This is a genomic window from Pseudomonas sp. 7SR1 (assembly GCF_900156465.1).
Lineage (GTDB): Bacteria > Pseudomonadota > Gammaproteobacteria > Pseudomonadales > Pseudomonadaceae > Aquipseudomonas.
In genome coordinates, this window is the sequence record NZ_LT707064.1 from 4,885,428 (window position 1) to 4,906,195 (window position 20,768).

The 20,768-nt window shown below is 62.3% G+C and carries 21 protein-coding genes; 10 read left to right on the forward strand and 11 right to left on the reverse strand.

Features of this window, described 5'->3' with window-relative positions:
• Positions 1–37: 37 nt before the first annotated feature.
• From gspD to gspG, 5 genes are read right to left on the reverse strand one after another with little or no spacing between them, the layout of a single operon-like run.
• A complete protein-coding gene (gspD, locus tag BW992_RS21545; protein WP_072391261.1) occupies positions 38–2,398 on the reverse strand; it encodes a type II secretion system secretin GspD in 2,361 nt (786 codons plus the stop codon).
• Complete coding sequence (gene gspM / locus BW992_RS21550) at positions 2,395–2,955, reverse strand: type II secretion system protein GspM (protein WP_076407078.1); 561 nt, start codon at positions 2,953–2,955, stop codon at positions 2,395–2,397. Before gspM ends, gspD begins: the two co-directional genes overlap by 4 nt.
• Positions 2,948–4,129: a type II secretion system protein GspL gene (gene gspL / locus BW992_RS21555; protein ID WP_076407079.1), complete on the reverse strand. Its 1,182-nt coding sequence runs from the start codon at positions 4,127–4,129 to the stop codon at positions 2,948–2,950. Before gspL ends, gspM begins: the two co-directional genes overlap by 8 nt.
• A complete protein-coding gene (gene gspK / locus BW992_RS21560; RefSeq protein WP_076407080.1) occupies positions 4,126–5,112 on the reverse strand; it encodes a type II secretion system minor pseudopilin GspK in 987 nt (328 codons plus the stop codon). The genes gspL and gspK overlap by 4 nt, the downstream gene beginning before the upstream one ends.
• An 8-nt stretch (positions 5,113–5,120) precedes the next feature.
• Positions 5,121–5,570, reverse strand: coding sequence for a type II secretion system major pseudopilin GspG (gspG, locus tag BW992_RS21565; protein WP_076407081.1), 450 nt, complete (start codon positions 5,568–5,570; stop codon positions 5,121–5,123).
• Between the two features lie 150 nt (positions 5,571–5,720).
• Here gspG and gspI point away from each other — a divergent pair, with 150 nt between their 5' ends.
• On the forward strand, positions 5,721–6,095 hold the full coding sequence (gene gspI, locus BW992_RS21570) for a type II secretion system minor pseudopilin GspI (RefSeq protein WP_076407082.1): 375 nt from the start codon (positions 5,721–5,723) through the stop codon (positions 6,093–6,095).
• A 26-nt stretch (positions 6,096–6,121) separates the two neighbouring features.
• Here the strand turns inward: gspI and BW992_RS21575 are convergent, their stop codons facing one another.
• Positions 6,122–6,553 (reverse strand): general secretion pathway protein GspC, encoded by a 432-nt coding sequence (locus BW992_RS21575; protein ID WP_072458826.1) that lies wholly within the window; start codon positions 6,551–6,553, stop codon positions 6,122–6,124.
• 119 nt (positions 6,554–6,672) lie between these two features.
• On the opposite strand from BW992_RS21575, the gene gspH reads away from it, so the two are divergent.
• Both gspH and BW992_RS21585 read left to right on the forward strand, forming a co-directional pair.
• On the forward strand, positions 6,673–7,125 hold the full coding sequence (gene gspH / locus BW992_RS21580; protein WP_072458827.1) for a type II secretion system minor pseudopilin GspH: 453 nt from the start codon (positions 6,673–6,675) through the stop codon (positions 7,123–7,125).
• Positions 7,122–7,733: a type II secretion system protein GspJ gene (locus BW992_RS21585; protein ID WP_076407083.1), complete on the forward strand. Its 612-nt coding sequence runs from the start codon at positions 7,122–7,124 to the stop codon at positions 7,731–7,733. The genes gspH and BW992_RS21585 overlap by 4 nt, the downstream gene beginning before the upstream one ends.
• Positions 7,734–7,917: 184 nt before the next feature.
• Here BW992_RS21585 and pgm read toward each other — a convergent pair whose 3' ends face one another.
• From pgm to BW992_RS21605, 4 genes are all read right to left on the reverse strand, one after another.
• A complete protein-coding gene (gene pgm, locus BW992_RS21590) occupies positions 7,918–9,558 on the reverse strand; it encodes a phosphoglucomutase (alpha-D-glucose-1,6-bisphosphate-dependent) (protein WP_076407084.1) in 1,641 nt (546 codons plus the stop codon).
• Positions 9,559–9,649: 91 nt separating this feature from the next.
• On the reverse strand, positions 9,650–11,047 hold the full coding sequence (locus BW992_RS21595; protein ID WP_072458829.1) for an aminotransferase-like domain-containing protein: 1,398 nt from the start codon (positions 11,045–11,047) through the stop codon (positions 9,650–9,652).
• 75 nt (positions 11,048–11,122) lie between these two features.
• Complete coding sequence (locus tag BW992_RS21600; protein ID WP_076407085.1) at positions 11,123–12,610, reverse strand: hypothetical protein; 1,488 nt, start codon at positions 12,608–12,610, stop codon at positions 11,123–11,125.
• A 660-nt stretch (positions 12,611–13,270) separates the two neighbouring features.
• Positions 13,271–14,296, reverse strand: a complete 1,026-nt coding sequence (locus tag BW992_RS21605) for a zinc-dependent alcohol dehydrogenase family protein (protein WP_072391226.1) — start codon at positions 14,294–14,296, stop codon at positions 13,271–13,273.
• Between the two features lie 390 nt (positions 14,297–14,686).
• Here BW992_RS21605 and BW992_RS21610 point away from each other — a divergent pair, with 390 nt between their 5' ends.
• On the forward strand, positions 14,687–15,601 hold the full coding sequence (locus BW992_RS21610) for a LysR family transcriptional regulator (RefSeq protein ID WP_072431080.1): 915 nt from the start codon (positions 14,687–14,689) through the stop codon (positions 15,599–15,601).
• 143 nt (positions 15,602–15,744) lie between these two features.
• Positions 15,745–16,122, forward strand: a complete 378-nt coding sequence (locus tag BW992_RS21615; protein WP_143007957.1) for an MFS transporter — start codon at positions 15,745–15,747, stop codon at positions 16,120–16,122.
• 70 nt (positions 16,123–16,192) lie between these two features.
• Here BW992_RS21615 and gcvA read toward each other — a convergent pair whose 3' ends face one another.
• Positions 16,193–17,104, reverse strand: coding sequence for a transcriptional regulator GcvA (gene gcvA, locus BW992_RS21620; RefSeq protein ID WP_072431082.1), 912 nt, complete (start codon positions 17,102–17,104; stop codon positions 16,193–16,195).
• A gap of 285 nt (positions 17,105–17,389) precedes the next feature.
• On the opposite strand from gcvA, the gene BW992_RS21625 reads away from it, so the two are divergent.
• The 5 genes from BW992_RS21625 to BW992_RS21645 all read left to right on the forward strand — a co-directional run bounded on the left by BW992_RS21625 (position 17,390) and on the right by BW992_RS21645 (position 20,759).
• Positions 17,390–18,163, forward strand: a complete 774-nt coding sequence (locus tag BW992_RS21625) for an SDR family NAD(P)-dependent oxidoreductase (protein ID WP_034138527.1) — start codon at positions 17,390–17,392, stop codon at positions 18,161–18,163.
• A 62-nt stretch (positions 18,164–18,225) separates the two neighbouring features.
• A complete protein-coding gene (locus BW992_RS21630; RefSeq protein WP_072431083.1) occupies positions 18,226–18,507 on the forward strand; it encodes a hypothetical protein in 282 nt (93 codons plus the stop codon).
• A gap of 61 nt (positions 18,508–18,568) precedes the next feature.
• Positions 18,569–18,910, forward strand: a complete 342-nt coding sequence (locus tag BW992_RS21635; RefSeq protein ID WP_218124375.1) for a carboxymuconolactone decarboxylase family protein — start codon at positions 18,569–18,571, stop codon at positions 18,908–18,910.
• A 64-nt stretch (positions 18,911–18,974) separates the two neighbouring features.
• A complete protein-coding gene (locus tag BW992_RS21640; protein ID WP_072431085.1) occupies positions 18,975–19,643 on the forward strand; it encodes a cupin domain-containing protein in 669 nt (222 codons plus the stop codon).
• Positions 19,644–20,759, forward strand: a complete 1,116-nt coding sequence (locus BW992_RS21645) for a flavin monoamine oxidase family protein (RefSeq protein WP_072431086.1) — start codon at positions 19,644–19,646, stop codon at positions 20,757–20,759.
• The last annotated feature ends 9 nt before the right edge of the window (positions 20,760–20,768 follow it).

Sequence of the window (20,768 nt, forward strand, 5' to 3'; positions counted from 1 at the left end):
GCCTTGCGCATGCCGCGAACACTCAGAGGGCTGATGCTCATTGACGAGAATCTCCCTCGACCGGCACCGCCTTGATCGCCGCCCTCGGGGTTTGCAGCCCGACCGGCGCCGCGCCGGGGATCGCCTTGGCCGAGGCCGGCAGTTGCGGCGCCTGCATGTCCGGCATGGCCCAACTGCGCTCCGGTTGCAGCAGGCCCTGGGCGCGGCGCATGAAGTCGTAGCGATTGAGGGTGATGCCGCGCCCCGCCGCCGTGTCACGGATAATGTAGGGCCGCAGGAACACCATCAGGTTGGTCTTGGTGATCTGCCGCCGTTCATTGCGAAACAGCGCACCGATGCCAGGGAGGGTCGACAGCCATGGCACCGCGTCGTTGCTCTGGCTGTAGCCATCCTGAAGCAGCCCGCCCAGGACCATGATCTGCCCGTCGTCCAGCAGGATGCTGGTGTCGATGGCGCGCTTGTTGGTGACAATCCCGGTGGTGCCGGAGGCGCGGTTATCGACGCTGCTGACCTCCTGATAGATATCGAGCTTGACCGTGCCGCCCTCGGAAATCTGCGGCCGCACGTTGAGCTTCAGGCCCACTTCCTCGCGGGTCACGGTCTGGAACGGGTTGTTGCTGGTGCCGCCGCCCCCGGTGACATAGCTGCCACTGACGAAGGGGATGGTCTGGCCGACGAAGATACTCGCGGCTTCGTTGTCCAGGGTCAGCAGGTTCGGCGTCGACAGCACGTTGGTGCCGCCCTTGCTTTTCAAGGCCCTGGCCAGGACTTTCAGGTCGAGGATCTTGCCAATGCCGGGAATGTCCACGGTGCCGTTGACCACCCCCAGGTTCAGGCCCGGGGGCAGTACGTCGATGCTGGTCTTGCCGTTGAGGTTGAGCCCCGTGCCGCCGAGATTGACGCCTCCGATCACGCCGCTGCCACCGAGATCGCCGGTCTGCCATTGCACGCCGAATTCGCTGGCGTCGTCCTCGCCGACCTCCACGATCAGGCTTTCGATCACCACCTGGGCCCGGCGCTGGTCCAGCAGGTCGATGACTTCCCGCAGGTTGCGGTAGAGCGGATCCGGCGCCGAGATCAGCAAGGTGTTGGTGGTGGCATCGGCCTGGATGGTCACACCGCCGGCGCTGAACGCGGTGCTCTGCTCGTTCTGTGTCGAGGCTGAAGCCTGCCCGCTGCTGCCCTGGCCGTATCCGCCGCTGGTGGGGGCGACCGCGCCGCTGTTCCCGCTGCTGCCATCACCGCTGCTGCCCTGGCTGCCCTGGCCGTTGGTGCTGGCGCCCATGCCGCTGAGCACCGAGCGCGAGTTGTCGTGGCCCTCGGTTTCGCTCTCCCCGGTCAGCAGGCCGCGCAGGGCCTGGGCCAGTTTGCCGGCCTGGGCGTTGCGCAGGTACACCACGTGCAGGTTGCTCGGATTGTTCTGGGCATTGTCGAGCTTGTAGATCAGGTTGCGCGCCAGCTCGGTGCGCTCGGGGCTGCCAGCGCGAATGATGATGGCGTTGGAGCGCGGGTCGCCGATCACGTTGATCTTCTGGGTCTGGTCACCGCCCTGGGTTTCCAGCAGGTCGGAGACCATCTGCGCGATGTCCACGGCAATGCCGTTCTGGATGGGCACCACGTCGGTGTCGATGGCGCTGGGGGTGTCGATGCCTTCAATGAGCTGCGCCACCCGCGTCAGGTTCTCGGCGTAGTCGGTGACGACGATGGTGTTGTTGCCGGGGTACGCGTTGATCGGGTTGTTGGGCGAAACGATGGGCCGCAACACCGGGATCAGGTTCACCGCGTTCTCGTATTGCAGGCGAAAGGTGCGGGTCAGCATGCCGTTGCCGGCCGGTTTGTCGGCACTGTAGATCGGCCCGCCCAGCAGCTTGGCATCGGCTTCGGGCACCACTTGGGCCACGCCGCCCACGTCCACCACACTGAAGCCCTGCATGCGCAGCGCCGCCAGCAGCATGTCGTAGGCCTGATGGGCGGGCACTTGGCCCTCGGATACCAGGGTCAGGTTGCCCTTGACCCTGGGGTCCACCAGGAACTGCTGCCCGGTCGAGCGGGACAAGGCTCGCACCACGGCCTGGATATCGGCCTCGACGAAGTTCAGCGTGACAGGTTGATCCCCCAGCGGATTGCGCCCAGGCGTGCTGGCGCGGGCTTCGCGACTGCGGGACGTGAGATCGACCGGATGCCTCGCCGCAGGTTTCTGTTCCCGCGAGGCCTGGGCCCGCTGCCGGTCCAGCAACGCGTCGCCCGTGCGCTGGGTATTGCCCAGCGGCATGCCCAGCTCACTGTCCACCAGCAAGGGTGGCTGCGAGGCTGGCGGCGTGCTGTTGCAGGCGCTCAACGCGAGCAACAGCAACGGCGCGGCCTTGTGCCAATGACGTGGATATCTGGCCCCCTTCATGAAGCTTCCTTAGCGCCTTGCGCCTGATCCATGCGAACGGTTCCGGACAATGTGCCGGCGGTGTCGGTGTCGTCGGAACTGGCCGGGCCCGTGCGTTGCAAGCGGGCCTCGATCACTTCCAGGGAAGATCGTCCGGGATAGCTCAGCAACCAGTCGATCGCGCCATCGGCCGGAGCGTCCTGGAGGGTCAGTTGCCAGGCGTTGTTACCCGGGTCGGCAGCCTGCAGCTGATAATGTTCGCCCAGTCCGCTGGCCTCCAGGGTCTGACGCAATGCCGACTCGACCGGCTGCCCCTGGGCAGGCCCGCCGACATCCCGCAGCAGCACCTCCAGCGCTTCGGTCTGCGAACGCAGCTTGGGGGTTTCGGCCTGCCAATAGGCGATGGTCTTGAGCGGCGGCTGGATCAGGACCAGCCAGACCAGGCAGCTGCCCAACACCAGCGCCGCCAGGGACACGGCGCGCCGCTCTCTCAACGCCAGGCCCTGCCAGGCGCCCTTGAGACGCGAACGCAGGGTCTGCCAGCGAACCTTCAGTCGGGTCAGGGAGGGGTTACTCATCGTCGGCTTCCGAGGTGTCGTCGGGGGTGTCCGCGGCACCCGTACCGTTCGAGGCCGTACGCAACAACCAGCCCTGCTCGATGGCGACGACGTCGATGCCGGCCTGGGCCAGGGGCATTTTCCAATCGTCCGCGGCGGTGGCTTTCTGCGCATCGGCGACGACGGTCAGGCGTAGCTCACCGTTATCGAAGACCAGGGTTTGCACGTTGCCGCCCATGAAGGGCATGGCGCTGCCGGCCTGTCGCACAAGGGCAGCGAAGCGCCGGGCCGGATCGGTGGCCGAGCCCTCGCGACGGGCAGCGATCTGCTGACGCGCCTGTTGCAATGGGTTGAGGACCACCGGCAACTGCGGAAACGCCTGCTTCACCCGCTGGGTCATCTGCGCCTTGAGCCGTTGCCCCTGGGCTGCCTGGCGGGCAGCGTAGAGATTCAGGCCAACGACCCAGACCACCAGGGCCAGCGCGCAGATCGCCGCCGCCCGGCCCCAGCCCCCACGTCCGGTCGTTCGCTGGTTCAGCCCCCCATGCAAGCCCCAGCCCGGCACGGCACCCGCCAGGCGCTGGCTTGCCGGCAAGGTCGCGATGGAAGGCTGCGGCGGCGACTCTCCCACCCAGTGCAAACCCGGCCCGGCGTCCATCAGCCATAGGTCCGCGGTCTCCCCGACCAGCGGCTGTACCTCGGCATGCTGCGGGCCATGGCGCACCAGCAGATGCCCGTCTTCGATACAGGCCACCGGTCCGGCCAAGGCCGGCAAGGCGTAGGCCGCCGGGTAAAGGCCGCGCAACCTCAGGCCGACCTGTTGCAGGAGGCGGCCGAGCAGGTTGAGCGACTCGCGGTCCAGCCAGGCAATCGACACCTGTCCATCGGGGTCCCGAGGGCCGTGGGCGACCTGCATCCGCTCGCAGGCCCCGAGCATCAGGGCCTGGGCCGCGCAGGTCACCGCCGCACTGATTTTCGCCGCCGGTAGCGAAGGCAGTTCCAACCGGGTCAGCAAACTGTCCCGGGGATGAAGGAAGCATTCTACCGACAGGTGTTTGGCGCCCTGCCCCAAGGCCCGGAGGCTGCTGCGCCCGTGTTCGCTCACCCGCCCCTGGCGGTCCAGCCAGGCAAACGCCAATGGCGTGTCGAGGTCCAGGCTCTCCAGCGGCGCCAGCGCTACCCGCAGCCGCTTCATACACCCACCCGTGACCAGATCACCTGGGGCAGCCGATCCGGGCTGCGCTGCAGCAACGCGTCCAGTTCGACCCGACGCTGACCGCTGTGGGCCTGGCCGCGCAAGCGGAACCAGTCGCTGGTGATGCCGACCTTGACGGCGGTGGTTTCCAACTGCGGCATGCGCAGGCGATTGACGAAATCGCCGCGATTGATGAACCAGTGGCCACCGTCGCGCTCGGCCACCAATGCCTGGGCCTGTTGCAGCGACAGTCCGGGTACGTAGGCAGCCAGCACCTGGGCACTGGCGGTATTGCCGTTGAGCCAGGTGTTGGCCGGCAGCACGGTGACATGGGGCGCCAGGGTCTCCAGTATCTTGGTCGTGACCCCCTTGAGGCCGTGCAGATCCTGCAACGTGCGTATCATCGGCCGCGTGGGCGCCAGCGGCGTGCCGTCGGCGTGGGGCGAGGTGTCGCGACCGCTGTCGAAGGTGTGAGCCGTCGTCGTGGCATTCGTGCGCTCGGTGTCCGGCAATCTCGGGTACCCCGCGATGACGCGTTCGACGATGCGCCCGCGTACCGCCGCGGCAACACCCAGTTGCTCGCACAGCCGTTCGAAGGCCCGTAGTTGCTCCGGGTCCACCCGCTCGTTGGCGACGAGGTTGCGCAGGTTGAACTTGCCTTGCTCGTCTTCCAGGTGTCCTTCGAACGGCGTTTCGACCGCGCTCGAACCCGGTATCACGATGGGTTTCGCCCAAGGCTGGCCGAAACGCGTCAAGGGATCACGCTGGCGGGCCTCCCACAGCAGTTGGCGGCTCCATTGCAGGCCGCCTTGCAAGCGTGCCGTTCCCTGGATACGTAGCTGTTCGGCCTCCACGCTACGGGTGAAGAGGGTCTGGCGGGCCAGCATGCCGCCAGCGATGACTGCCACCACCGCGGCGATCAACAACGCGCTGATGACGGCCATGCCACGCTGCTTCGCGCCGTTGGGCGAATCCGTGCGCATCACGTTCCTTACAGCTGCCAGGAACCGATGTCGGCGTTGACCCCGTCGCCGTCGGGCTGGCCGTCGGCACCCAGGGAAAACACATCGACTTCACCATTGGCACCGGGGTTGAGGTAGTTATAGGGACGACCCCACGGATCGTTGGGCAGGCGCTCCAGATAGGAACGCCAGGTGCTGTTCTTGACATCGGCCGGCCGCTCGACCAGGACCTTGAGGCCCTGGTTCATGCTCGGGTAGCTGCCGTGGTCCAGACGATAGAGCTTCAAGGCCTGCATCAGGCCGCCAATGTCCTGTTTGGCCGCCGTCGCCCGCGCCTGGTCAGGCCGGTCGAGCACCTTCGGCACCACCATCGCCGCCAGGATGCCGAGGATGACCACCACGACCATGATTTCTATAAGGGTGAAGCCGCGCTGCCCGCTGGGGCCTTGGGGACGGGCAGTGTAACGGGCGATCTGCATCTCGACGGTCCTTCGCTGGATTCGATTCGAGGCGCAGTGTTGCAAGAAAATATGTCAGTGATATTGAAATTGGTCAGGAGCTTGCGTCTTCAATCGGTCACGAACCCCGGCTAGCCTTGCAGGCTTGCCTTCACCGATCGAGTCCTAGCCATGTGCCGCCCCGCTCCACAAGCCGGCTTCACCCTGATCGAAGTGCTGGTGGCCCTGGCGATCATTGCCGTGGCCATGTCGGCCGCGGTGCGCGTGGCCGCAGTGATGACCCAAGGCAATGGCCTGTTGCGCGACAAATCCATCGCCCTGCTGGCCGCCCGTACCCAACTGGCGCAGTTGCGTCTGCAAGGCCGCTTCACCCCGGGCACCCGGGTATCGGACTGCGACCAGGGGCGACTGCTGCTGCGCTGTGAACAGACCCTGCGCCCGGCGGAGAACGGGCGGATGCTGCGGGTCGAACTGAGCGTGTCCGACCGCAGCCGCGAGGCGCCGCCACTGGCCCGGCTGGAGACGCTGGTCGGTCGGGAAAAATGAGCGCCGGACCTGCGTCCGCTCGCTGTTCAACGACGTATCAGGGAAGGCAGGCTCACCGAATCCGGCAGTCGGGCCAGGGGTAGCCGGGTCTGCTGGTTGCCGCGTTCGATCACCACCGCTTGCGCCTCGATCGACACCAGGCGTATGCCGGGGGCCACTCTCTCGCCCACCAGGAAACCGCGGGGTGGCCCGTCGTTGAGGCTGAGGATCGCCACAGCCGCGCGGGCACCGGCCATGACGCCGCTGACCTTGATGTCCACTGATGCCGGCTGGCTGGAAAACCACTGCAACGCCGGGTTATCGGAACGCTCGGCCATGCGTTGCGGCGTCACGTCCGGTGTGCGGGATTCGGCGGATGTCGTCAATAACGAAGACCAGGTCGCCACCCCGGCCAGCGCCGCCAACAGGCCTAGCGCCTGGACGATCTGCGCCGGCGACACACGCTCTATGAGGGACATGACCTGACTCTCCTTGTATTGATTCCGACATTCAGCGTACGCGTCAATTCTCTCCGTTTTATTTCACATGCTTATCATCTTCGCCGTGCAGGATGACGCTCAACGCAAAGGAGCGCGCCATGGGCCGGGACAGGCTGCGGGGATTCACCCTGATCGAATTGATGGTGGTGCTGGTGATCGTCGGAATCGCCAGCGCCGCCGTGAGCCTGAGTATCCGGCCCGATCCGTTGAAGTTGCTGCGCCAGGACGCCGAACGTCTGGCGCAATTGCTGCAACTGGCCCAGACCGAAGCCCGCGTCGACGGGCGCCCTATCACCTGGCGCGCAGATGCCAAGGGGTTCGGCTTCAGCCGTCGTGCCGACCAGGGGACCGGCCTGGACCGCTTCAAGGACGATCCGCAGCTGCGCCCGCGTCGCTGGCAGAGTTCCTCCCTGCAAGTCGATATCGAACCGGGGCCACGTGTCGTCCTGAGCGCCGAATGGATTTCCGAGCCCCTGCAGATTCGCCTGTCGGATGGCCTCAACAGCCTCACCGTGCAACGCAGTGACGCCGGACGGATACAGGTCCGATGAACAACCGGGAGACAGGTTTCACCTTGCTGGAAGTCATGGTGGCGATCCTGCTGATGGCGGTGGTCAGTCTGATCGCCTGGCGCGGGCTGGACAGCGTGACCCGGGCCGACAGCCACCTGCAGGCCAGCACCGAACAGACTGAAGCGCTGCTACGGGTGCTGAACCAGCTGGAGCGCGACGTGGCCCTGCGCGCCAGTACCGAGTTGAGCGAACCGATGAAGCCCGGCGTCGACGACGAACCCTCCACCGCCCCACCCGCCCTGACCGTGCGCAGCACCGAGGGTCGGGGGTTTCGTCTGGATGTCATCCGTGTCTCCGCGACCCAGGAAGGCCAGCTGCAACGGGTGCGCTGGTGGCTCAAGGGCGACACGCTTTACCGCGCCCAGGGCCCGGCCCGCAGCCACTACCCACTGCCCGCCCCCGGACCGGGGGTGGCCGTGCTCAGCGAAGTCAGCGATGCCGCATTGCGGTATTGGGACGTGGAAAAAGGCTGGCGCAAGCTCAGCGGCAACCGCCGGGACAACCCGACGGGCATCGAAATCAGCCTGACCCGCCGGACCACCCAGGGCCTGGAGAAATACCGGCAGGTGCTGGGGCCTTTGGAATAAGCCCCTTGCCATCGCCTGGACGCTCGATTTCGCGGGCGCGCGCCCATAGAGATAGAGATGGCGCCGAGATCTTCACCCGGATTTCCGTGGCAGCGAGCCTGCTGGCGATAGCGGTAGGTCAGTCAACCTCTTCGCCCACTGAACCACCTTCCCGGGCAGGCTCGCACACGGTCCTCCTCACAGATCAGCTGATGGCGCCATCCACGAGGGCTTGCGCCTCGCTCACCAGTTGCTTGAGGTGTTCATCGCCAATGAAGCTTTCGGCGTAGATCTTGTAGATGTCCTCGGTACCGGACGGACGCGCCGCGAACCAGCCATTTTCGGTCATGACCTTCAGGCCGCCGATGGCCTGGTCGTTGCCCGGGGCATGGCTGAGGATGCTCTGGATCGGCTCACCGGCCAGTTCGGTGGAAGCGACCTGCTCTGGCGAAAGCTTGCTCAACAAGGCCTTCTGCTGCGGGCTGGCCTTGGCGTCGACGCGCACCGAGAACGGTTCGCCCAGCTCATCCGTCAGGGCGCGGCAGGCCTGGCTTGGATCACGACCGGTACGGGCGGTCATTTCCGCCGCCAGCAGCGCCGGGATCAGGCCGTCCTTGTCGGTGCTCCAGACACCGCCGTCCTTGCGCAGGAACGAAGCCCCGGCGCTCTCTTCGCCACCGAACCCCAGGGAACCGTCGAACAGGCCATCGGCGAACCACTTGAAGCCCACCGGCACCTCATAGAGACGACGACCCAGGCGCCGGGCGACGCGGTCGATCAGCCCGCTGCTGACCACCGTCTTGCCTACCGCCGCATCGGCGCGCCATTGCGGGCGGTTCTGGAACAGGTAGTCGATGGCGACGGCCAGGTAGTTGTTTGGAGCCAGCAGTCCACCGGACGGCGTCACGATGCCATGGCGATCATGGTCCGGATCACAGGCGAAGGCCACGTCGAACCGCTCCTTCAGGCCGATCAGCCCCTGCATGGCATGACTGGAAGACGGGTCCATGCGGATCTGCCCATCCCAGTCGACGGTCATGAAGCGGAACGTCGAATCCACCTGGGTGTTCACCACCTCAAGGTCCAGGCGGTAATGCTCGGCAATGGCCGGCCAGTAGCGCACCCCCGCTCCGCCCAGCGGATCGACGCCCAGGCGCAAGCCGGCGGCGCGGATGGCGTCGAAATCGATGACGTTGACCAGGTCGGCCACGTAGGTGTTGAGGAAATCATGGCGGTGAGTGGTTGGGGCTTTCAGCGCCTGCTCGTAGCTGATGCGCTTGACGCCGGCCAACTGGTTGGCCAGCAATTCATTGGCCTTGGCTTCGATCCACTTGGTGATGTGGGTATCGGCCGGACCGCCGTTGGTAGGGTTGTACTTGTAGCCACCGCTTTGCGGCGGGTTGTGGGACGGCGTGATGACGATGCCGTCCGCCAGGCCGCTGGTGCGCCCGCGGTTGTAGCAGAGGATGGCATGGGACACCGCGGGCGTCGGGGTGTATTCGTCGCCTTCGGCGATCATGACGGTCACGCCGTTGGCCGCCAGCACTTCCAGGGCGCTGGCACCCGCCGGGGTAGACAGCGCATGGGTGTCGATACCGACGAACAGCGGCCCGTCGATCCCGTGGGCTTCTCGGTACAGGCAGATCGCCTGACTGATCGCCAGCACGTGCCACTCGTTGAATCCCAGGTCGAATGAGCTGCCACGGTGACCGGAGGTGCCGAAAGCCACACGCTGGGTGGCAACCGAGGCATCGGGCCGGCCGGTGTAGTAGGCCGTCACCAGTCGCGGGATATCGATCAACAACTCTGCCGGCGCCGGCTTGCCCGCAAATGGACTGACTGTCATGCAAAACCTCTGAATGGAGTGGCTTGGGAAATGGAATGCAGTTTACTGACAGTTCGACCGTGGCGCGATGGGTTCGATCCATCGCCCTGCATTACGATTGCTCGAGCCTCAAGGCCTCGGCCAGCGCCCAGAGCGCGACGTCCATCTCATCCGATCCGCCCAGGGCATGGGTCAGGCGCAGATGCTGGGCATACAGGCCCTGGAGGCTGAACAGCTCCCCCGGGGCAATGACGATCCGCTGGGCAAGCAGGCGCTGGAACACCCGCCGCGGATCCACCCGTCGCAACGAGCGCACCCAGATCGTCGCACCTCCCTGGGGCTGCACCCATTGCACGCTGTCCCCCAGCCGCTCGCCCAGCAGCTGCGTCGTAGCGCCCGCGCTGTCGCGCAACAGACGCCGCAGGACCAGCACGTGCTGATCGATCCGACCATTGCTGTACAGCCGGGCGATGGCTTTCTGGCGAATCGGCGACAGACGAAACGCGCGCAGCAGGAAATGCCGTTGCAGCGGCAGGGTCAGCTGACGCGACAGCACATAACCGTACGGCGCTTCAGGGCCCACGGTCTTTTCGAAGGTGGAATAGACGATCAGCCGATCCGGGTCCAGCAGGTCACGAAAAGGCGTGGCACCCGTTTCGAATGCCAGGTCCGTGTAGCTGTCGTTTTCCAGCACCCAGGTGCCATGCATCTCCAGCAAGCGAGCCACGGCGCGACGATTGCCTTCGGACGCGAGCGTGCCCATGGGCATGTTCAGCACAGAGGAGAGCACCACCAGGCGCACCGACTCGTTGGCCAGCAATTGTTCCAGTAGCTCCAGGCTGATTTCGCCATCCCCCAGCAAGGGCAACTCCACCACCCGGACCTCAGCCGCTTGCAACAGGCGAAGGAGGGTCCAGTCGCAGGGCGATTCCACCAGGACCGTCGCGCCCCGCAGTTCCAGGACCGCAATGAGGATTTCCAGCACGCCCCTCGGATCGGCACCGATGTAGACATCATCGGCATTCCAGCAGCGGGCCGGCGAAGAGGTATAGCGGGCCGCCAGGGCGGTACGCAATTCCTGTTCACCCCAGGGTTGCGAAGGCATCTGGGAGGAGCGTGGATACTGGCGCAACAATTCGCGCTCAAGCAGTAGCAGCGGACTGTCCAGGGGCTGCAGCGCGGCAGGCTCGTCGGCGCTGAGTACTCGCATGCCCGGTCGCCGTGCATTGACATACAGCGTCTCGAGCAAATCGTCGCCCCCCTCCAGGGTCGCGACGCAGGGCACCGGCGAGGCGTAATACCCGGACTTGGCGATGGAATAGACCCGCCCTTCCTTCTCCAGCAGCGAATAGGCGTACTGGATGGTGGAGATCGACACGCTCAGGCGGTCGGCCAGTTGCCGCAACGACGGCAGGCGCACCCGGGCATCGGCGCCCAGTTCGTTGATCAACGTCGTCAGGTAGCGATAGACCGCCTGGTAGGCGAAATCCGTTTCCCGCCCTCCTTTCATGACTTCAGGCTCGCCATTGATGCGAGCACCGAACCGGCCGGGCAGTCGTTGAATAAATCCGTCAAGCCGCGCCCCTCAATGCCTGGCCGAGCGTTCGCGCAAGCCATCGGCGTCCAGTCCCGGCGCGTCATCGTCGGTGTCGTCCAGGCCCTGTTGCGGATCGACTCCGGACGCGTTTTCCTGGTCCGGCGCCGCGATGCTCGCCCCATAGAGCCTGCCGAGCATGTCGATGGACAGGCCGCTGACATCCACCATCCACTGCGCCACCTGGTCGGCGATGGGCGCGCCCTGCATGGCCTTGTGCAAGTCCGGCATCGCCACCAGCATGCCGGGATGGCAGCAGCGCAGGAAATGCTCGAGGCCTGCGCCTTTTTCGACAAAGGGCGCGAACAGCATGCACACCAGTTGCGCTTCGTTGAGCCCCAGCGTCTTCTGCGCTTCGAGGGCGGCCAGGGCACGCCGCTCGGCAATGGCCGAGGGCGGACCGAACAGCTCGTTGGCCTGCGCGCAGGCATGCTCCGGCAGTTGCTTGCGGTGCATGATCATGACAGCCCGTTGGACATAGTCGCCATAGCCCGTCTCGTAGCTGCGCCCCTGCAGGTAGCAAGCCTGCAGGCCATGCAGATGAGCCGACAGCAGCGGGCTGAGGTATTCGTTCTCGGGGGAAGACGCGATGAAGTCGTCGGTCCGCACCCGCAGGAATTCGCTGAACAGCGGCCAGTTGGTTTCCTCGGAGCGCTCGACGATCAGGTCGTCGATACCGATATGCCCGACGCGACGGCAGGCCTGGAAACAGCCCTCGGGTTTCCACGCCCCGACCCGGTGCGCCCCATAGAAATGCTGGAAGAGATCGCCGCCAAGACCATCGAGCTGCGCGAACAGACTGTCAAAGGTGCCGGTTGGCTCGGTGACCAGGCCGATCTTGCGGGTCGCCCGTCGAAGGCCCGCCATGAACTGCTTCTGCTGGCGTGGCGTATCGCTGCTCACCAGGGAATCGACCCCCGCCTCCCAGCGCGCCATGTGCTGATAGAACTCCGCCATGGCCAGATAGCCATCGTCGCCGATCTCCAGGGGGCTATCGGGGGAGCGAAGGTGTCCCAGGACCAGCATGTCCATGCGATTGGATTCGTGCCCGGCCACCGACAATGGCTGGCGGTGATTGAACGGCACCACTTCGCGGTTATCGCTCATCAGCAGTTCGACCCGGGGATCATCGTAGACGAACAGCGCGCTATAGCAGCGGTGGATGTTTTCCAGGGTCGACTGGGTGGTCTCGCCCAACCGCGGCGTGGCGACACGCAGGTCGAAGGTGACCGGATGCCGGCCGGCAATGCTCAATTGCGCCGCCCTCAGGGCCGTCAGGACATAGAAACTGTCCCGGCTTCCGTTCTGGACCGTCAGCACCCGGTAATCACCGATCCGCTCGATGCCGCCGGCGGCGACAATCAGGCGTTGTATCAAAAGCTGCAACGCCGTGCGCTCGGCACGGGAATAGAAACTTAACAGTCGCTGCAATATCTGTTGATACACGTGAACCATTGCCTGCTCATGAATTGCACTCATAACCATTTACCTGGAAATTCGAATATCGGCCTCGCACCCACTGATGTGACCGCGCGACATGTTGGGCTGGAGGATCTGTTCTACTACTGCGAAGAGTATTGTTAATACGCTTGAACTTTGCTTGCCGTAATTATTTGACACATACATTGAGCGCCAACCCACTTGCGTCCAGGGTCCGGCTCAAACCCGCACAATCATTGGCTTTCAACAAGCCACGGGCGCGTCCTAGGAGATTTCCGACAACGTCCCACAGATAATGAGTACAAAAAACAAAGAACATGCTGAACTTTAGTGAACAGCCTGCCCCACGCTGTTCTTCTGACAATCGATAGAATAACCCGGACCCAATAACGGCCAAAGCATCTTGAACAGGTATTGAAGGACGAAGACCTTCCGAAAACGTGTATTGCACCACGACTTCTTCCTTGAGCTGAAAACCAGCGTTCAATTATCAGGACTTCATTAATGATTAGAAGATACAGATTAAAGGCAAAAACCAGCTCAGTTGTCCGGGCACAAACGAAGTGGGTTCGAACGAAAGGCAGGCGCAAGCAACCGTGTCAGCACGGATTCACTGGCCTACGATGATGGCGGGGATGACCGGGTCGGGTCGGAGGATGCGCAAGAGCCCGTTGCGACGACTCTTGCGCGGGACGGACGTCAGGCGGGATCGACCACCTGGAGGGCAACACGCTCGCGGCAAGGGCATTCGTCCATGTAGCGGTGCGCCTCGACAAACTCGGCGAACGGGAAGACACGGGTCTTGAGGGGCAACAGGACGCGATCGGCCGTCAATTGATTGATATCGCGCAGAGCCCGTTGCAACGCTACGTGGTCCTGGACGATACCCAGTTCCGGCTTGCCCGTGAAATTGCCAATGCAATGCACGAAGAACTGGATGTTCTTCTGGAACGCCGCACAGGCCGGGAATGGCGTCTGATTGCCACCTTGCAGGCCGTACAACACCAGGCTGCCCCGTGGCGCCAGCACGTCGCCCAGCAAGGACATCTGCGGTCCGCCAAGGCCGTCGAACACCACGTCGACACCGCGATTGTCGGTAAGCTTGTTGATTTGCATGAGCAAGTCCTGCTCTTCCGTGACGATGACCTTCTCGGCCCCCAGGGACAGCAGGTACTCACGCTCATCGGAGGTCTTGGTGGCCGCGATCACCCGCACCCCCAGCGCCTTGCCCAACTGGACAAAGGACGGACCGGCGCAATGGCTGGCATCCGTCACCAGGGCGAACTGCCCGGGCTTGACCCGCGCCAGGTCGACATAGGCGAAATAGGCGATCAGCAGCGGCGTGTAGTGCACGGCGGCTTCGATCGGGCTCAGGACGTCGGGATACCGGGTCAGCGCGGTGCGCGGCAGCACGATGAGCTCGCCGTACACCGGATAGTCGTTCGGGCTTTCGGCGGGGAAGCTGGCGACCTTGTCGCCTACGGCCAGATCGTCGACACCGTCGCCCACGGCGGTGACCACCCCAGCCATTTCATGGCCCAGGCCAGAAGGCAGGCGAGCCTGGGACGACGCCAGGTTCTGGCGCCAAAGGGTGTCATACCAGCTGATACCGATCGCTTCTACGCGGACCTGCACTTCTCCTGGCGCAGGAAGAGCCGTCGTCTGCTCTTCGCATTTGAGCACCTCGGCACCACCAAACTTGTGAAAACGGATCGTGCGGGACATCGCAAACCTCGTCAAAGTAACCTCTAATGCCCTGAACTCTATCCGGGCTTTGTGCCCAAGACCATCAGTGGCTATTAATAGTCGACATGCCTGTCATTGATTCCGCCATCAGAAAACCACCAGCCCTGCAGGCCCGCCCCTAGGCTAAACGCCTTGGGACCAAGCTCAGGCAAGGCGAACACAGCCGGGCAAGCGCAGCGTACCGGGGTACATGAGCCTTGCGAGGCCGTTTTCAACGCAGCATGAACGAGTATCAGGGCTTTCCCTACAGAGCCTAGGAAAATTCAATTAGCCGGTGCAGAGTACCAGCCTTTACCCGTAAGATTCATGCCGGCCATTGTTCCCATATGGCCGCCCACGTCAAGCTTGCCGAATCTGCCAGGACCCCAGATGAATCGTAATGACCTGCGTCGTGTCGACCTGAACCTGTTGATCGTGTTCGAAACACTGATGCATGAACGCAGCGTAACCCGCGCCGCCGAGAAACTGTTCCTCGGCCAGCCGGCCATCAGCGCCGCGCTGTCGCGGCTGCGCAGCCTGTTCGATGACCCGCTGTTCGTGCGCACCGGCCGCAGCATGGAACCTTCGGCACGGGCCATCGAGATCTTCGCCCTGCTCTCCCCGGCCCTGGACTCGATTTCCACGGCAGTCAGCCGGGCGGCGGAATTCGACCCGGCCACCAGCACCTCGGTGTTTCGCATCGGCCTTTCGGACGATGCCGAATTCGCCCTGCTGCCGATGCTGCTCAAGCGCCTGCGCGCCGAGGCGCCGGGCATCGTGCTGGTGGTGCGCCGGGTCAACTACCTCCTGATGCCGAGCCTGCTGACGTCCGGCGAAATCTCCATTGGTGTCAGCTATACCGACGACCTGCCGGCCAACGCCAAGCGCAAGGTACTGCGGCGCAGCTCGCCCAAGGTGCTGCGGGCCGATACCGCGCCCGGGCAATTGACCCTGGACGAATTCTGCGCCCGCCCCCATGCCCTGGTGTCCTTCGCCGGTGACCTGAGCGGCTTCATCGACGAAGAACTGGAAAAGCTCGGCCGCAAGCGCCACGTCGTACTGGCCGTCCCGCAGTTCAACGGCTTGAGTACGCTGCTGTCGGGCACCGACATCATCGCCACCGTGCCCGACTACACCGCCGAGGCCCTGACCTCCGCCGGTGGCGTACGCGCCGAAGACCCGCCCATCCCGGTACGCAGCTTCGAGCTGCACATGGCCTGGCGCGGCTCCCAGGACAACGATCCGGGCGAGCGCTGGTTGCGTTCGCGGATTCAGATGTTTTTCGGCGACCCTGAGAGTCTATAGGCGTCGTCAGGAAGGCTGTTAATCCTGATCATTTCTGCCTTTTGATAGACCATGGAGATCCATCCACCTCCAGTGGATTGCTACATTAGGGGCAATTAGGGCTTGCGCTGATAGGCATGGCTGCACTGGTTGGGATGCTAGGGATGAGCGTTGGCCATTTTTGGCTTGCACTGGTATTGCTTGGCGTTGGCTGCAACTTCGGTTTTCTCGGGGCCTCTGCCTTGGTGCTGACCTGTCACACCTCAGAAGACGGGCCGCGCGTACAAGCGATCAACGACTTCGTTGTATTCGGCACTATGGTTTTCGGTTCATTTCTATCTGGCGGACTGCTCGACGCCTATGGCTGGACGACCGCCTCCGGTCTAATTCTGGTTCCAATGCTGCTGGCTATGTTCGGGCTCCTTTGGCTACAGCGTCGCCCATCTAACGTAGGCGTCCAACCTCAAACCTTACAGGTCGGCTCGGCACTGGCCTGCTTGCAGCCAGAAGGTCAATGCCATGTGGTTCAGCCTGTTAGGTAGTAAAGCACTTCGGGGCGAGCGCCGTCCTCAAGCGGCTAACTATTGGTAGCCGCTCCGAATGTCAGTTCCTTTACTTCGACGCTGCCTCCTCGAATAGCCAGTCTCGAAAAGCGGACAGTTTTGGCAAACTCGAGCACTCTGCTCGATACACGACGTAATAAGCCAATGGCGAAATGCACGATATCTCGGGGAACAAACGTATTAAACGTCCCGTCGCGAGATCATCGGCTGCCATCACGCTTCGAGCGAGAGCGATACCGTGACCGTCGATGGCAGCCTGTAGAACCGCCGCTGAATTGTTGATTTGCATTCCGCGTGTCGCAACGTTGGGGACGCCAGCCGTCTGCAACCACATGTCCCAAGATAGAAACCCCGTAGGCCTATCCATCGACAAATCATGAATCAAGGTCTCGCTTGCCAGATCGCTTGGCTTTTGCAAACGCCAATGTTCGCTAAGCAGTTTTGGCGAACATACAGGGTAGACCTCTTCCCCCATTAGCTTTTCTGCCACCAGGCCTGGCCAACTACCTGCGCCGTATCGCACCCCGATATCAATACGCTGAGCGACGAAGTCCACAGGCTTTAGGTTGGTATCAAGTCTCACATCAGTATCAGGTCGAGCGTTGTGAAAGTGCTCAATCCTTGGCAGCAGCCACTTGGCAGCAAATGCAGGACTTATCGCCACGGTGAGTACGCCTGAAGGAGATGCCTCCTGGAGTCTCTCCATGCCGAGAACCAACCTGTCGAAGCCGGCCCGAATATCCGGCAGTGCACGCTCAGCAGTTTCAGTAGGTATTAACCGCACCCGTCCACTGCTACTGCGCAGAAACAGTGGTGCGCCCAGCCAATCCTCCAAGGTGCGTACGAGCTGTCCGACTGCGGCGGGTGTGACGTTCAACTCCGCCGCTGCCGCTGAAAAGCTTTGATGGCGGGCGCTGGCTTCAAACGCGCGTAGAGCATTCAGATGAACGGGCGTTTTCATGTCGGTAAAGATTTTCTTTTAAAAAGGAACACTTTATCTCGTTTGTCGGCGTATGCAAATCAGCGAAGAATCCATCCCATATCGAAGCCGGAGCAAAGTCCCTGCTCAGGAAACTCGAAGTCTGACGTAATGATTCTGTCAGAAAAAGCGCATCCATCGATGAAGCGGTAAATGGACGCCACGAGGCTACATGCAGTTTAGCGTAAGGGCATGAGCTGGATGCTCCGAGATATTTTTTCTTTTACTGAGTCCTGTCGTCGACAGGCGTAAATCGAGGTTTTCAAAATGAGCATTGAATTCAAAGGCAAAAAGCTGTTGGTCGTCGGTGGCACCAGCGGTATGGGTTTGGAATCGGCACGCATGGTGCTGGCTGGCGGTGGTAGCGCTGTAATTGTAGGCAACCGCCCGGATAAGACCGAAGCGGCGCGTCAGGAGCTGGCGAAATTGGGCCAGGTATGGGCAGTGACCGCTGACCTATCCAGCAGCGAGGGTTTGAACGCATTGCTCAAAGCCATTGATGAGCAGCATGCAGATGTCGATCTGCTGGTGAACGCGGCTGGCGTTTTCTTCCCTAAACCATTTCTGGAACACGAGGGTGCAGATTACGACCAGTACATGAAGCTGAACAAAGCGTTCTTCTTCATCACTCAGAAAGTAGCCGCCAACCTGGTCGCCAAGAGCAAGCCTGGTGCGATCGTCAACATCGGTTCGATGTGGGCCAAACAAGCCATTGCAGCCACTCCATCGTCGGCCTACTCGATGGCCAAGGCCGGTCTGCATTCGCTGACCCAACATCTGGCGATGGAATTGGCCCCCAAGCAAATTCGCGTCAATGCGGTCTCCCCTGCGGTGGTACAAACCCCGATCTACGAAGGCTTTATTCCTAAAGCTGAAGTTCATAGCGCACTGCAAGGTTTCAACAGTTTCCACCCAATCGGTCGTGTCGGCACTCCACAGGACGTGGCCGAAGTCGTCTCGTTCCTGCTTTCGGATAAAGCAGGCTGGGTCACTGGCGCGATTTGGGATGTCGACGGCGGCGTGATGGCTGGCCGCAACTGATCACCTCGGGCAGGCGCTCGCGCCTGCCGACATTGCTGCACCACTGGTAAGGAGAAACGCATATGGTCTATCTGCAAATCAACCTCAAGATTGCCGCTGCCAAACGTGCTGAAGCCGCCGGCATCTACCAGACGTACAAGGCGCCCTTCCTCGAAACCATCAAGGGTGCGCAGTCCAAAGAGCTGCTTGTACGCGATGAGGATGTGCAAGTGCTGCACGGCTTTGACACCACAGAAAACGCACGCGCATACCTGCAAAGCGAGCTGTTCACAGCGGACGTCGTCGAAGCTCTGAAACCATTACTCGATGCTGCACCCGATGTGCGCATCTACCTAGCCGCTTAAGCCGCGTTACAAGCGCAGCACGGCGACGCATGCCCAAATTTTCAAGAGGAATACCGTCATGATGCAAGACTGGAACGCTTACCGTGAAACCCTTCTGGAACGCGTAGGCGATTACGCAAAACAGAGCCCCGACGTTATGCGCGGCCTGATGACTATCGACAACGCTGCCGCCAGGACTGGTCATTTGGAAGCCAAGTTTCATGAAATGATCGCCCTCGCTGTGGCCGTTACCACGCGCTGCGACGGCTGCATTTCAGTGCACACCAAAAAGGCTGTCGATGCTGGTGCCACTCTCGAAGAAATCTCCGAAGCCTTGGGCGTCGCTATTGCTCTCAATGCTGGTGCAGCGCTGACCTATTCGGCGCGTGTCATCGAGACCTACCAACAGCTTCCAAAGGACTAAGCCGCAGCGACAGGTGCCCGCGTTCCTAGGGGGCACCTGTCAGCGCGTTATTTGGAGAATCCCCATGCTGATCAATTCAGATTTCTCGCGCCGCGCGTTCGTGGCACCCCACAAGTATGAATGGGTCTCCTCCCCTCAAAACGGTGTCGAGCGTGTGATGCTGGATCGCGTGGGGGCAGAGAAAGCTCGTGCAACCAGCATAGTGCGGTATGCACCCGATTCGTACTTCCCACACCACATGCACCCAGGCGGTGAGGAAATCCTGGTGTTGGCCGGTACTTTTTCTGAGGACGACGAACATTATCCTGCTGGCTGGTATCTGCGTAACCCACCTGGCTCTGGACACCGCCCCTCCAGCAGTGAGGGCGCGACTATCTTCGTCAAACTTCAGCAAATGCGCGACGACGAAGCCCAACACGTGCGGATTGATACCAGTGACCCAAACAATTGGCTTCGTCACGGTAATCGAGAGATATGCCCCTTATTCTCAGATCAATCTGAGGAAGTATGCCTAACTCGACTGCCAGCATCTGAAGCACTCCTCTCCACGCCCGTACAAGGCGCGGAGTTGTTGGTGCTGGAAGGTGAAGTGGTTGTGAGTGAGCGCTCTTTTACCTCCGGTAGCTGGGTGCGCACACCCGCTGGAGAAATCCCCCCGATCACCGCTGGTGAACAGGGTGCCACCGTCTATCTCAAAACAGGTCATCTGGCCGATCTGACGGCAGGAATTTAAATGCCAAACGTACGCACTGTCATCGTCGGAGCAGGTTTGAGTGGCCTGTATGCCGCTTATCTGCTCGAACGTCAGGGTCGCCAGGATTACATCCTTCTGGAGGCGCGTGATGTGCTCGGAGGCCGAATCGCATCAGTCAGAGCGCCCCACGACCGGGCGTCGACACATACCTCTGATCGATTTGATTTAGGGCCCACTTGGTTCTGGCCCGACTTCCAAATTGAATTGCATCAACTGATTGTGCAGCTAGGCCTGGAATACTTCGAGCAGTTCGACACTGGCGACATGATGGTGGAACGCGCGTCGAGTGAATCGCCGGCACGCACGCGCGGCTATGCCAGCTCACCGGCCTCTATTCGCTTGAAAGGTGGCATGTCGGCACTCATCGACGCACTGAGCAGATCGCTGGACTCAAAACAAACGCTTACCGATCAGACCGTCCTCTCGATTCGCGCCACACCGGCCAATGTAGAAATTGATAGCACAGACTCTGCCGGAAACCTCACGACCTGGTGCGCAGAGCAGGTCTTGCTGGCGATGCCTCCGCGTCTGGTAGAGCGAAACATCAAGTTTGAGCCAGCATTGCCAACCGAGTTGGCTCGACAGTGGCGAGACACTGCCACTTGGATGGCGCCTCATGCCAAATACCTTGCGATCTACGACAGACCATTCTGGCGTGAGCAGGGGCTGTCCGGTGCCGCGCGGAGTGCGCGTGGCCCATTGGGCGAGATACACGATGCTTCCATGCCTGATGGCAGCGCGGCGCTATTTGGCTTCTTCGGTGTACCTGCGTACGTCCGTAAAGCGGTTCCCGAGGATGTGCTGCGCGAACACAGCCGTGCACAACTCGTACGTCTCTTTGGATCACAGGCAGCGGAACCACGCGCTGACTTCATCAAGGACTGGGCGCAGGATCCTTTGACCGCTACCGAAGCTGATCTTGGCTCGGCTGGCCACCCCACAAGCACTCCCCAAGCTGCGGCGAGCTCAGGGATTTGGAAGGGGCGACTCACCGGCATCGCCAGTGAATGGTCACCACAGTTCCCTGGATACGTTGCCGGTGCCATTGAGGCCACGTCGCTGGCAATTCGGGCCTTATCGCCATTGCCGGACTAAACGAATACT